Source organism: Rhizobacter sp. J219, assembly GCF_024700055.1.
Classification (GTDB): Bacteria; Pseudomonadota; Gammaproteobacteria; order Burkholderiales; family Burkholderiaceae_C; genus Rhizobacter.
Genome location: NZ_JAJOND010000001.1, coordinates 2,960,199 through 2,973,404, shown reverse-complemented (window position 1 = coordinate 2,973,404; position 13,206 = coordinate 2,960,199). Strand labels below are relative to the sequence as shown.

At 67.9% G+C, this 13,206-nt stretch carries 6 protein-coding genes and 2 pseudogenes; 4 read left to right on the top strand and 4 right to left on the bottom strand.

The window, feature by feature from the left end:
- Positions 1–8 precede the first annotated feature (8 nt).
- From LRS03_RS13715 to LRS03_RS13705, 3 genes and pseudogenes are all read left to right on the top strand, one after another.
- Positions 9–1,079 (top strand): branched-chain amino acid ABC transporter permease, encoded by a 1,071-nt coding sequence (locus tag LRS03_RS13715; RefSeq protein WP_257826063.1) that lies wholly within the window; start codon positions 9–11, stop codon positions 1,077–1,079.
- A gap of 5 nt (positions 1,080–1,084) precedes the next feature.
- A pseudogene (locus LRS03_RS13710) lies at positions 1,085–1,414 on the top strand (alpha/beta fold hydrolase); the annotation flags it as partial.
- Between the two features lie 19 nt (positions 1,415–1,433).
- Positions 1,434–1,922, top strand: a complete 489-nt coding sequence (locus LRS03_RS13705; protein WP_257826061.1) for an alpha/beta fold hydrolase — start codon at positions 1,434–1,436, stop codon at positions 1,920–1,922.
- Between the two features lie 104 nt (positions 1,923–2,026).
- On the opposite strand, the gene LRS03_RS13700 is transcribed toward LRS03_RS13705, so the two are convergent.
- The 4 genes from LRS03_RS13700 to LRS03_RS13685 form a co-directional block, all read right to left on the bottom strand.
- On the bottom strand, positions 2,027–3,133 hold the full coding sequence (locus tag LRS03_RS13700; RefSeq protein ID WP_257826060.1) for an ABC transporter substrate-binding protein: 1,107 nt from the start codon (positions 3,131–3,133) through the stop codon (positions 2,027–2,029).
- A gap of 107 nt (positions 3,134–3,240) precedes the next feature.
- Positions 3,241–4,248: a 2-dehydropantoate 2-reductase gene (locus tag LRS03_RS13695; protein WP_257826058.1), complete on the bottom strand. Its 1,008-nt coding sequence runs from the start codon at positions 4,246–4,248 to the stop codon at positions 3,241–3,243.
- Entirely contained in the window at positions 4,245–5,768 is a 1,524-nt protein-coding gene (locus tag LRS03_RS13690; protein WP_257826057.1) for an acyl--CoA ligase, read from the bottom strand. The genes LRS03_RS13695 and LRS03_RS13690 overlap by 4 nt, the downstream gene beginning before the upstream one ends.
- Positions 5,769–5,906: 138 nt before the next feature.
- The gene (locus LRS03_RS13685) at positions 5,907–7,268 is read right to left on the bottom strand and encodes a hypothetical protein (protein WP_257826056.1); all 1,362 of its coding nucleotides are present in this window, start codon (positions 7,266–7,268) and stop codon (positions 5,907–5,909) included.
- 243 nt (positions 7,269–7,511) lie between these two features.
- Here LRS03_RS13685 and uvrA point away from each other — a divergent pair.
- Positions 7,512–13,179: pseudogene (uvrA, locus tag LRS03_RS13680) on the top strand (excinuclease ABC subunit UvrA).
- Positions 13,180–13,206 lie beyond the last annotated feature (27 nt).

Sequence of the window (13,206 nt, the reverse complement as noted above, 5' to 3'; positions counted from 1 at the left end):
GCACAAGCATGATCAGCCGTCTCCTCTCCCACGACCTGCCGCGCAACCGCTGGCTCGCGGCCATCCTCATCGTGATCGTGCTGGGCCTCGCGCTCACGCCCTTCCTCTTCCCGAGCACCAAGGCGCTCAACGTCGGCGCGAAGATCCTCGTCTTCATCGTGCTCGTCGCGAGCTTTGACCTGCTGCTGGGCTACACCGGCATCGTGAGCTTCGCGCACACGATGTTCTTCGGCATCGGCGCCTACGGCGTGGCCATCGCGAGCACGCGGCTCGGGCCGGGCTGGGGCGCGGTGGCGCTCGGCGTGGGCTCGGCACTGGTGCTGGCCCTGGTGCTGTCGCTGGTGATCGGGCTCTTCAGCCTGCGGGTGAAGGCGATCTTCTTCGCGATGATCACGCTCGCCGTGGCCTCGGCGTTCCTGTCGCTGGCTTCGCAGCTGTCAGACCTCACCGGCGGCGAAGACGGCCTCAACTTCAAGGTGCCCGAGGCGCTGCAGCCCGGCACGCAGTACCTCGAAGAGCCGTTCCTCGGCGCCAGCATCGACGGCCGCTTCCTGAGCTACTACCTGCTGTTCTTTGCCACCGTCGCGCTGGTGCTCATCATGCTGCGCATCGTCAACTCGCCCTTTGGCCGTGTATTGCAGGCGATCCGCGAGAACGACTTCCGCGCCGAGGCCATCGGCTACCGCGTGGTGGTGTACCGCACGCTCAGCAACGTGCTGTCGGCGCTCTTCGCCACGCTGGCCGGCTGCCTGCTCGCGATCTGGCTGCGCTACAACGGGCCCGACACCTCGCTCAGCTTCGAGATCATGCTCGACATCCTGCTCATCGTCGTGATCGGCGGCATGGGCACGATGTATGGCGCGGTGGTGGGCAGCGTGCTCTTCGTCATCGCCCAGAACTACCTGCAGGACCTGCTCAAGCTCGGCGCGAGTGCCGTCGAAGGGGTGCCGGTCGTGTCGCAGCTTGTCTCGCCCGACCGCTGGCTGCTGTGGCTGGGCCTGCTCTTCGTGCTTTCGGTCTACCACTTCCCGACCGGCGTGGTCGGGCGGCTGCGGGCCCTGCGATCCAAAGGCCGTTGAACATCATGAGCTTCACTTCCCACTACCTCGTCTGCGAAGGCCGCGAGCTGCACTACACGCAGTGGGGCGCGCAAAACACCGAGACGGTGATCGCCTGGCATGGCCTGGCACGCACCGGGCGCGACATGGACGACATCGCCGAGCACCTGGCGCAGCGCTATCGCGTGGTCTGCCCCGACACCCTCGGCCGCGGCCTGAGCCAGTGGAGCCCCAAGCCGGAAGAGGAATACTCGCTGGCCTTCTACGTGCGCCAGGCGACCTCGCTCGTCAACCAGCTCGGCCTCGAACGGTTCCATTGGCTGGGCACCTCGATGGGCGGCGCGATCGGCCTGCGCGCCGCAGCCACCAGCCTGCGTGGCCGGCTGCAGCGCCTGGTGCTCAACGACATCGGCCCCGAGCTGGCGCAGGCCGCGACCGACCGCATCCGCGCCTATGCCGGCTCGCCGTCGGCCTTCAACACCGTCACCGAGTTTCGAGAAGTACTTCCGCACGATCTACGAGCCCTATGGCTGGCTGAGCGACGCGCAGTGGCGCCGCCTCACCGAGACCTCGGTGCGCCGCCTGCCCGACGGTCGCGTGACGCCGCACTACGACCCGGCGATGGCGATGCAGTTCAGCATCCACCCGAACGACTACGACCAGTGGGAGGCGTGGGACAGCCTCGACCTCCCGGTGCTGTGTCTGCGCGGCGAAACCTCCGACCTGCTGCCGGTCGAGGTGACCGAAGGCATGCGCCAGCGCGGCCCGCGCGCCGTGGTCGCCACCATCGCCGGCTGCGGCCACGCACCAGCGCTGAACACCCCAGACCAGTTTGCACTCGTCGAGCGTTTCCTGGCCGCCTAAAAAAGCGAGCGCAGCGAAGCGTCGATCGAGCCACCCCGCGGAGCCGGCTCTGCCGGTCCGCTTGGGGGTCGCCCCCTGGGGGCAGGAGCGCAGCGACTGGGGGGCTAACGCCTGAACCGGCCGTCGGGGCCGATGATGGAGAGGTCGGCGTAATCGAGGCCGGTGTGGTCGGTGGCGGAATAGCTCAACTCCAGGCCCCCGAGGTCATAGCGGTTGAAGGTTTCCAGTGCGCGACGCAGCCTGTCGCGCGTCGGGTTGGCGCCGGCACGGCGCAGGCCCTCGACCACCACCTTGGCCGAGACGTAGCCCTCCAGCATGATGGGCGAGAGTTCCACGTTCTTCGCCTTGGCGAGTTCCATCGCTTCCTTCACCACCGGCGAGGCGATCGAGCGTTCGTAGGGAAACACCTGGCTCACCACCACGCCGTGCGCGATGGGGCCGGTTTCTTTCACGAAGCCGGCCGAGGCGTTGTTCGAGAGCGTCACGAGCTGCGCCTTCGAGCCGGCCGCGCGCAGCGCCTTCATGCCGTCGATGATCGCCGTGCCCGAGCCGATCAGCATGATGGCCTGCGGCTCCTTGCTCGCCACGCGTGGCGCGATGGCGCTGTAGTCGGGCTTGGCGCGGTCGTACTTCTCCAGCGCCAGCGGCTCCTTATTGACCGACTTCAGGCCCTTGAGCGCGCCCTGCACCGCGTCGGCGCCGAAGCTGTCGTCGACGTGGATGATGGCGATGCGGTCGACGCCGATCAGGCTCAGGTGCGAGATCGCGCGCTCGGCTTCGCGCTGGTAAGTGGCGCGCACGTTGAAGAGCCAAGGGTGCACCGGCTGGTGCAGCACCATCGCGCCGGTCGACGGGCCGATCAGCGGGATCTTGTGCTCGGTGAGCAGCGGCATGATCGCCTGCGTGTGCGGCGTGCCGCGGTTGAGGAACAGGCAGACCACGCCCTTGTCGATCAGCTCCTTGGCGTTGGCGACGGCGAGCTTGGGGTCGAACTTGTCGTCGAGCGACACCAGCTCGATCGTCTGGCCGTTCACGCCGCCGCGCCCGTTCACCGCATCGAAATACAGCTTGGCGCCGTCGGTCGCCTCTTTCACCGAGGCGGCCACGGCGCCGCTGAAACCGGCGGTTTGTCCGATCCTGATCTGAGCCCACGCCGGCGAAGTGATCCCCAACGCCACGCCCCACAACGTCGCCAACCACAGCTTCTTCATGTTGACCCTCCGAAAGAGTGGGACGGATGTTAGGCAGTGGAGGTGGGTTGTGGCGAGTGCAACTACGTACAGGTGGGCGTTTGACGCCCATGCGCTTGTGCCGTTGTTCACACCGGCTGCAGGGGCAGACGACCTTTTTGATCGGCGAGGGTCTTGCCCAGCAGGCTCGCCAGCGCGTAGACCGCATCGATGGTCGGCGTGGGTGTGCCGGTGATGCGGCCCAGCTCGCGCACGCTGCCGACCAGCGCTTCCAGCTCCAGCGCGCGGCCGGCTTCCACGTCTTGCAGCATCGAGGTCTTGTGCGCACCCACGGCCTCGGCACCCGCGATGCGCTTGTCGAGCGAGACCTTGAATTCGACGCCGAGCTTTTCGCCCAGCGCCTGCGCCTCGCGCATCATCTGGGCCGCCAGCTCGCGGGTTGCGGGGAAGCGGCAGATGTCCTGCAGCGTCGCGTGCGTCAGCGCGCTGATCGGGTTGAAGCTCAGGTTGCCCCACAGCTTCACCCAGATCTCGCCGCGAATGTCTTTGCTCACCGGTGCCTTGAAACCGGCTTTCATCAGGGCCTGCGACAGCGCCTCGATGCGCGGGCTGCGGCTGCCGTCGGGCTCGCCGAGCGTGAAGCGGTTGCCTTCGATCACCTTCACCACGCCGGGCGCGAGCAGCTCGGCGGCCGGGTAGACCACGCTGCCGATCACACGCTCGGGCTCGATGTGGCGGGCGATCACGCCGCCGGGGTCGACGCTTTCCAACTGCTGGCCTTCATAGGGGCCGGCGAGCTTGTGGAAATACCACCAGGGCAGGCCGTTGATCATGGTGACGACCACGGTCTCGGGGCCGAAGAGCGCGCGCAGTTCGGGCAGCAGGTCTTTCACCTGATGCGCCTTCACCGTGAGCAGCACCGCATCTTGCGGGCCGGCGTCGGCCATCGCCTGCACGGCGCGCACCTGCGTGGCGTGTTGCTCGCGGCCGTCTTCCAGGATGAGCCTGAAGCCGTGGGCGTTGATCGCGGCGAGGTTCTGGTTGCGGGCGATGAAGGTGACGTCTTCGCCTGACAACGCGAGCTTGGCCCCAAGGTAGCCACCGATGGCTCCGGCGCCAACGATCGCGATCTTCATGTCAGCCCGAGCTTCTGCGCCAGGCCGATGCGCTGCAGCTTGCCGGTGGCGCCCTTCGGAATCTCGTCCATGAAGAGGATCTTCTTCGGCACCTTGAAGTCGGCGGCGCGTGTGCCCACGAACTCCTGCAGTTCACGTTCGGTGGCCGTCTGGCCTTCCTTCAGCACCACCACCGCGGCCACCTCCTCGCCGAGCTTGGGGTGGGGCAGGCCGAAGCAGACCACCTGGTTGACGGCAGGGTGGTCCATCAGGATCTCGTCGACCTCGCGCGGGCTCACCTTCTCGCCGCCGCGGTTGATGATTTCCTTCAGGCGGCCGGTGATGCTGATGTAGCCGTCGGCGTCCTTCGTGCCCTGGTCGCCGGTGCGGAACCAGCCGTTGAGGTAGCCCTCGGCATTCGCCTTGGGATTGTTCTCGTAGCCGCGCGTGACGTTGGGGCCCTTGATGACGATCTCGCCCACCTCGCCCGCGCCGAGCAGGGCGCCGTCTTCGCCCATGATCTGCACGTCGGGGCCGGCGGGCAGGCCCACCGTGCCGGGCTTGCGCGCGAGCGGTGGCAGCGGGTTCGAGGCCATCTGGTGCGTGGCCTCGGTCATGCCGTAGGCCTCGATCAGCGGCGCGTGGAAGATCTCCTCCAGCTCCTTGATCACCTGCGGCGGCATCGACGACGAACTCGAACGCAGGAAACGCAGCGGGTTGCGCGCGATCACCTCGGCATTGCCCTTGGCGCGGCCGACGATGGCCTGGTGCATCGTGGGCACGGCGGTGTACCAGGTCGGTTTGGCTTCATCCATCCATGCGAAGAACTTGAGCGCGTTGAAGCCCGGCGTGCAAAACACCTGCGAGCCCGCCGACAGCGGCGCCAGCACGCCGGCGATGAGGCCGTGGATGTGGAAGAGCGGCATGATGTTGAGGCCGATGTCCTGCGCGCTGAACTGCAGCGTGTGGCGGATGTTGGCGGCCGAGGCGCAGAGGTTGCCCACCGACAGCGGCACGATCTTCGGCCGCGAGGTCGTGCCCGAGGTGTGCAGCACCATGCCGATGTCGTCGGGCTGGCTGTAGCCGCCGTTCGGGGTGGCGCTGGCGGGCCCGGCCTCGCGCGGCTGCAGTGTGAAGTGGCCGGCGGGCGCCCCGGCCGGCACCACCAGGTCGACCACGCGCACGCCGAGCTTCTGGGCCACCTCGATGGCGGGCGAGCTGCTGCCCTGTTCGACGATCAGCGCCTTGGCGTTCAGGTCGGACAGGTAGAACTCGAACTCGTCGGCACGGTAGGCCGGGTTGAGCGGCGCGCTGGTCGTGCCCGAGGCACAGGCCATGTAGCAGGTGGCCATCTCGGGGCCGTTGTTGAGCACGATGCCCACCCGATCGTTGCGGCCCACGCCGAGGGCGTTGAGGCTCGCGAGCGTCGCCTGCACGAGCTGGCGCAGCTCGCGGTAGCTCAGCGGCGGGCGGCCGGGTGCGGAAATGGCGGTGGCGCCGTCCGCGCCGGTGGACAGCAGTTGCTGCAGGGTGTCAGGCATGGGGTCGAGGGCCACGGGGCGCGAAGCTTGGGGGTCGGGCCTCTATTGTGGTCGTCGTGCGCGACTCCCGTCGCGCCACACGGACGTAACGTCCTTGTGGGTGGGGCCGGCGCCCCGCGGCGCCGGCCCTGGCGGGCCTCAGAGGGCCAGCGCGTTCTTCAGGCTGTCGTGTGCGGCCTTGTTGAGGCGGATCTGGTACGGGAAGAACACCAGCCGGTCCTCGACGGCCGGTGCACCCGGGTTGGCGACGTAGTACGTGCCGCCGACCACCGCGCCGTCACGCGTCAGCGCGCCGGTGTAGACGTTGCCGTTCAGTTCGAAGTAGATGCGGTACGTGACCGTGGAGGTCAGCGTGGCCGCCACCGGGCGCGGCGCGTTCGCCACCCACACCGGCACACCGCCCACCGTGGTCAGCACGCCGTCGGCCAGGGTGTAGGTGCGGGCGTCGGCGTTCGAGGGGATGCCGGTGGTCATCGCGGCCTGCAGCGTGGTGTTGCTGATGCAGGGGCTGATGTTGGCCGTCACCGTCGCGGTGGTGCAGTCGAACGCGTCGTAGCGGTCGCCTTCGTTGGTGGACGTGTACTTGGTGTACGCGGCACCGGCGTCGTACTGGGCGCCGGCGGTCAGGATGGCGGCGTTGGACCAGAACGAGTTGAACCATTGCGCCATCTCGGCCGGTGTGGACGCCACCGCGCCGCTCAGCGCCACCTTCGAGTAGTCGCTCAGGATGTACGAATAGGCGACGGTGGTGCCGTCGGCGGCGAGGCTTTCCGCGCGGACGTGGCTGCCCACATAGGTGTAGCGCCGCGTTTCCTGCACGGCAGGCACGACCAGCACGGCACCGTCTTTCAGCACGCGCGTCGGGCGGGGGTTCACGACCGGCAAGGTGGTGGTGATGTTGAAGGGCACGGTCGGTGTCACGTCCTGCGGGCCGGCCGTCAGCGGCGAGGCCGTGAGGTTGCCGTGCTCGGAGTACGCGAAGTTGATGCCGGGGTTTTGCGGGCCGGAGTAGTTGAGGTTCCAGCGGATGCGGTACGAGGAGTCGTTCGCCGCGAGGATGCTTTCCTCGAAGATCTGCTGGTCGGGGCTCAGCGTGAGCGTCAGCGTTGCCGCCGTGCTGCTCACCGTGCCGTGCTTGCCGGCGACGACCACGCTGTACTGCGCCGCATGGTCGGTGTGGCTCACGGGCGGGGTGGTGTAGCTGGCCGCGTTGGCGCCGGTGATCGCGGTGCCGTTGCGCAGCCACTGGTATTGCAGGTCGGTGCCGGTGGCGGTGACCGTGAAGGTGGCGGTGGCACCGGTCAGGGCCGTCTGGTTCTGCGGCTGGGCTGAGATGGTGGTGGCGTTGGGGCCGCCATTGCCGCCGCCGCTGTTGCCGCAGCCGCCGGCGGTGTTGCAGGGGCCGTGCCCGTGGCCTTTACCGCCGCCGCCGCAACCGGCCATCAGGGTCAGCACCAGCGCCGAGGCGGCGCACGCGATCGTGGTCTTCCAGAGTCTCATGAATACCCTCCCAGAATCGAGACATGTCGTTGTGGACTGCGGCCCCCCGGGGGACCAGCCAGTCGAGTCTATCGGGGCGTTTTGTAGAAGTGCACGCGTGTGCTCCAAACTCCCCCAAGAGAGGGGGCGTCGTGTCGACGCCTGTGTTCCTGACGCCCAACTGCCAAAGCCCCGCGAAACGGGCTTGTGAGTACCGGCTCCTAGAATTTCCGCCCCTTCTCGTCTGCGCGCCTCCCGTACCCCATGACCTCCGGCCTCATCCGCATCCGTGGCGCCCGCCAGCACAACCTCAAGAACCTCGATCTCGACATCCGCACCGGCGAGATGACGGTGGTGACCGGGCCCAGCGGCTCGGGCAAGAGCAGCCTGGTGTTCGACACGCTGTACGCCGAAGGCCAGCGCCGCTACGTCGAGACCTTCAGCGCCTACGCGCGCCAGTTCCTCGACCGCATGGACCGCCCGGCGGTCGACCGGGTCGATGGCGTGCCGCCGGCGATTGCCATCGACCAAACCAACCCGGTACGCACCTCGCGCTCGACGGTGGGCACGATGACCGAGCTGAACGACCACCTGAAGTTGCTCTTTGCGCGCGCCTCGGAGCTGTTCGACAGGAAGACGGCGCAGCTCGTGCGGCACGACTCGCCGGAGACGATCTACGCCGAGCTGATGGCGCGCACGAAAGAGGGCGACCCGCGCCTGGTGATCACCTTCCCGGTGGAGTTGCCGGCCAACACCACCCCCGCCGAGATCGAGCAGTGGCTGGCCGCAAGCGGCTTCACCCGCGTGCAGGCCGAGCGTGAGGTCGCGTCGCCCACTGGGCCGCGCAAGGTGCTCGACGTGGTGGCCGATCGTTTCCGCCTGCAAGGCACGGAGAAGGTGAGGGCGATCGAGGCCATCGAGATGGCGCTCAAGCGCGGCAGCGGTCGCGTCAACGTCTACGTGCTGCCGGCTGAAGAGGGCTCGGAGCCGCAACTCTGGCGCTACTCCACCGGCCTGCACTGCCCCGACAGCGACATCCGATACGCCGACCCGCAGCCCGCGCTCTTCTCCTTCAACAGCGCGATGGGCGCGTGCGAGGCCTGCCGCGGCTTCGGCCGCGTGATCGGCGTCGACTGGGGGCTCGTCATTCCCGACCACCGCAAGACCTTGCGGGCGGGCGCGATCAAGACCATCCAGACGCCTGCCTGGAAGGAGTCGCAGGACGACCTGCTGCGCCACGCGGCCGACGCGGGCATCCCGCGAGACACCGCGTGGTCGCAACTCACCGAAGCGCAGCGCGACTGGGTCATCAACGGCTCGCCTCACTGGAAGGGCCAGTGGAACAAGCAGTGGTACGGCATCAAGCGCTTCTTCGAGTACCTCGAATCGAAGGCCTACAAGATGCACATCCGCGTGCTCTTGTCCAAGTACCGCAGCTACACCACCTGCCCGACCTGCAATGGCGCGCGGCTGAAGACCGAAGCGATGCTGTGGCGCATGGGCAGCAAGGCCGATGCGGATGGCGTGCTCGCGCCCGAGAAGCGCTTCATGCCGCAAGGCGTCGACTGGTCGCGTGCGCAGCTCGAAGCCTTGCCCGGCCTCACGGTGCACGACCTGATGCTGATGCCGATCGACCGCATCCGGCGCTTCTTCGACGGCATCTCGCTGCCGAGCAGCCTGCTCGACGACGCGCTCAAGCTGCTGCTCGACGAGATCCGCACGCGCTTGAAATACCTGTGCGACGTGGGCCTCGGCTACCTCACGCTCGACCGCCAGAGCCGCACGCTGTCGGGTGGCGAAGTGCAGCGCATCAACCTGACGACGGCGCTCGGCACCTCGCTCGTCAACACCATGTTCGTGCTCGATGAGCCGAGCATCGGACTGCACCCGCGCGACATGGACCGCATCGTCGAAGCGATGCACCGCTTGCGCAATGCCGGCAACACGCTGGTCGTGGTCGAACACGACCCCGCGGTCATGCTCGCGGCCGACCGCCTGATCGACATGGGCCCCGGCCCCGGCGAGCGCGGTGGGCAGATCGTGTTCGACGGCACGCCCGAGGCCATCCGCGAGGCCGACACGCTGACCGGCGCCTACCTCGGCGCGCGCAAGCAGGTCGGCATGGGGATGAAGCGGCTCGTCACCGACAGCACGCCGCGCCTCATCCTCGAAGGGGCGCGCGACCACAACCTGAAGAACGTGACGGTCGAGTTCCCGCTGCAGCGGCTGGTGTGCGTGACGGGTGTCTCGGGCTCGGGCAAGAGCACCTTGATGCAAGACGTGCTTTACCCCGCGCTCGCCCGCCATTTCGGCAAGGCGACCGAAACGCCCGGCGAGCACGATCGCCTGCTGGGCGGCGACTGGCTGAGCGATGCGGTCTTCGTCGACCAGTCGCCCATCGGCAAGACGGCGCGCTCCAACCCGGCGAGCTACGTCGGCGCCTTCGACGAGATCCGCAAACTCTTCGCGCAATCGCCGCTCGCGCAGCAGCGCGGCTACAGCGCGGCGATGTTCAGCTTCAACGCCGGCGACGGGCGTTGCCCCACCTGCGGCGGCTCAGGCTTCGAGCATGTGGAGATGCAGTTCCTCTCCGACATCTACCTGCGTTGCCCCGACTGCGACGGCACCCGCTACCGCGCCGAGACGCTGGAGGTGAAGATCGACCGACGCCTGCCCGGCGAAGCGATGCGCGAGCTGAGCGTGGCCGATGTGCTCGAGCTCACGGTGAGCGAAGCCGTGCAACTCTTCGCCCAGGATCGCGAGGTGCTGCGCGTGCTGCAGCCCATCCTCGACGTCGGTCTGGAATACGTGAAGCTGGGCCAGCCGGTGCCGACCCTGAGCGGCGGCGAAGCGCAGCGCCTGAAGCTCGCCGGCTTCCTGGCCGAAGCCGCGCAGAGCGCCACGGCCAGCAAGCAAGCGGTGGCGAAGAAGGGCACGCTCTTCATGTTCGACGAGCCCACCACCGGCTTGCACTTCGACGACATCGCCAAGCTGATGCGCGCCTTCCGCAAGCTGCTCGAAGCGGGCCACTCGCTGGTGGTGATCGAGCACAACCTCGACGTCATCCGCGCGGCCGATTGGCTGATCGACCTCGGCCCCGAAGGCGGCGAGGGCGGCGGCGAAGTGGTGTGTGTCGGTTCGCCCGAAGACGTGAAGCAGCACCCGACCTCGCACACCGGCCGTGCCCTGGCCGCCTACGACCGCGCGCTTGGCCTCAACGGCCAGCTGCGCGTGGAAGAGGGCCGCCCGCTGCAGACCGTGCTGCGCCAGCCGATCGACGAATCGATCCGCATCGTCAATGCGCGCGAGCACAACCTGAAGTCGATGGACGTCAGCATCCCGCGTGGCAAGTTCAGCGTGATCACCGGCGTGAGCGGCAGCGGCAAGAGCACGCTCGCGTTCGACATCCTCTTCAATGAAGGCCAGCGCCGCTACCTCGAATCGCTCAACGCCTACGCGCGCAGCATCGTGCAGCCGGCGGGCCGGCCGGAGGTGGATGCGGTCTACGGCATTCCACCCACCGTGGCCATCGAGCAGCGCCTGAGCCGTGGTGGCCGCAAGAGCACGGTGGCCACCACCACCGAGGTGTGGCACTTCCTGCGCCTGCTCTACGTCAAGCTCGGCATCCAGCATTGCGTGAAAGACGGCTCGCCCGTCAAGCCGCAGAGCGCCGAGAGCATCGCGTCGCAGATCGTCCGCGACCACAAAGGCCAGCACGTGGGCCTGCTGGCGCCGCTGGTCGTCAATCGCAAGGGCGTCTACACCGACCTCGCGAAATGGGCCAAGCAGCGCGGCCACACGCACCTGCGCGTGGACGGCGAGTTCCTGCCCGTCGACCCGTTCCCGCGTCTCGACCGCTTCAAGGAGCACACGCTGGAGCTGCCAGTCGGCGACCTGGTGGTGAGCGTCAACAACGAACCCGAGCTGCGCGCGTTGCTCACCCAGGCGCTCGACCTCGGCAAGGGCGTGATGCACCTGCTCACCCCGCTCGATGGCCTGAAGGGTGCGCTGATGGCCGGCAGCAGCACGAAGCGCATCGGCAACGTGAAGGTCTTCTCCACCAAGCGTGCCTGCCCGACCTGCGGCACGAGCTACCCCGGAGCTCGACCCGCGCATGTTCAGCTACAACAGCAAGCACGGCTGGTGCCCCGGTTGTGTCGGCACCGGCCTTGCGCTCACCAAGGAGCAGCGCAAGGCTTATGACGACTCGGTGATCGAGCGCGACGAGCAGGGCCGCGAGCAAAGCTTCCCGGCCGAGGAGGCCGAGGTCGAAGGCGTGGTCGATGCACCCTGCGAGATCTGCGCCGGCACGCGCCTCAATCCCGTCTCGCGCGCCGTGACCTTCGACGATCACTCCATCGCCTGGATCGCGCAGTGGTCGGTGAGCCAGTGCCGCGAGTGGGTCGAAGGGCTGACGCTCACCGGGCGCGATGCCGAGATCGCCCGCGACGTGGTCGTCGAGATCAAGAACCGCCTGGAATTCCTCGAAGAGGTGGGCCTCGGCTACCTCACGCTAGACCGCGCCGCGCCGACGCTGAGCGGCGGCGAAGCGCAGCGCATCCGCCTCGCCGCGCAACTCGGCAGCAACCTGCAGGGTGTGTGCTACGTGCTGGATGAACCCACCATCGGCTTGCACCCCCGCGACAACCAGGTGCTGCTCAACGCGCTGCACAAGCTCGGCGACAAGGGCAACACGCTGGTGGTGGTGGAGCACGACGAAGACACCATCCGGCGCGCCGACCACATCATCGACATCGGCCCGAGTGCCGGCAAGCGCGGCGGCCGGCTGGTGGCACAGGGCACGGTCAGCGAGATCTCGTCGCAGGCCGATTCCATCACCGGCCGCTTCCTTGCGAAGCCGCTGCTGCACCCGCTGCAAACGCGCCGCGAGATCGGCGCCGACCAGCCGCAACTGCTGCTGCGCAACGCCTCGTTGCACAACCTGCAGCAGGTCGACGTGCCGTTCCCGCTGCACCGCCTCGTCGCTGTCACCGGCGTGAGCGGCAGCGGCAAGAGCACGCTCGCCCGCGACGTGCTGCTCGCCAACCTGCAGTTCATCAACACCCGTGGCGCGAAGCCGAAATGGCAGGGCTGCGACGGCATCGATGGCTGGCAGCAGATCGACCGTGTGCTCGAAGTCGACCAGACGCCCATCGGCAAGACCCCGCGCTCCTGTCCTGCGACCTACATCGGCTTCTGGGACGTGATCCGCAAGCTCTTCGCCGACACGCTGGAGTCCCGCGCCCGCGGCTACGCACCCAACCGCTTCAGCTTCAACACCGGCGAAGGCCGCTGCCCGGCCTGCGAAGGGCAGGGCATGCGCACCATCGAGATGAGCTTCCTGCCGGATGTGAAGGTGCCGTGCGACGTGTGTCACGGCGCGCGCTTCAACCCCGAGACGCTGGCCGTCACCTGGCGCGGCAAGAGCATCGGCGACGTGTTGCAGATGGAGATCGACGAGGCGGTGGAGTTCTTTGCGTCGATGCCCAACATCGCGCACCCGCTGCAGCTGATGAAAGATGTGGGCCTGGGTTACCTCACGCTCGGCCAGCCGTCACCGACGCTCTCCGGCGGCGAAGCGCAGCGCATCAAGCTCGTCACCGAGCTGACGAAGGTGCGAGACGACGTGACGCGAAGAGGCCAGAAGGCGCCGCACACGCTCTACGTGCTCGACGAGCCGACGGTCGGCCTGCACATGGCCGATGTGGAGAAGCTGATCCGCGTGCTGCATCGCCTGGTCGATGGCGGCCACAGCGTCGTCGTCATCGAACACGACCTCGACGTGATCGCCGAGGCCGACTGGGTGATCGACATGGGGCCCGAGGGTGGCTCGGCCGGGGGCACGGTGGTCTCGGCCACCGACCCGGTGTCGCTCGTCAAGGTGAAGGCGAGCCACACAGGGGCGGCGTTGCGGCCGGTGTTGGCGAGGTAGACCTGACGCGGGCCGCGCCGCAACTCG

Coding starts and splice junctions, on each gene's coding strand:
- LRS03_RS13715 (WP_257826063.1), top strand. CDS start 9: ATGATCAGCCGTCTCCTCTCCCACGACCTGCCGCGCAACCGCTGGCTC.
- LRS03_RS13700 (WP_257826060.1), bottom strand. CDS start 3,133: ATGAAGAAGCTGTGGTTGGCGACGTTGTGGGGCGTGGCGTTGGGGATC.
- LRS03_RS13695 (WP_257826058.1), bottom strand. CDS start 4,248: ATGAAGATCGCGATCGTTGGCGCCGGAGCCATCGGTGGCTACCTTGGG.
- LRS03_RS13690 (WP_257826057.1), bottom strand. CDS start 5,768: ATGCCTGACACCCTGCAGCAACTGCTGTCCACCGGCGCGGACGGCGCC.
- LRS03_RS13685 (WP_257826056.1), bottom strand. CDS start 7,268: ATGAGACTCTGGAAGACCACGATCGCGTGCGCCGCCTCGGCGCTGGTG.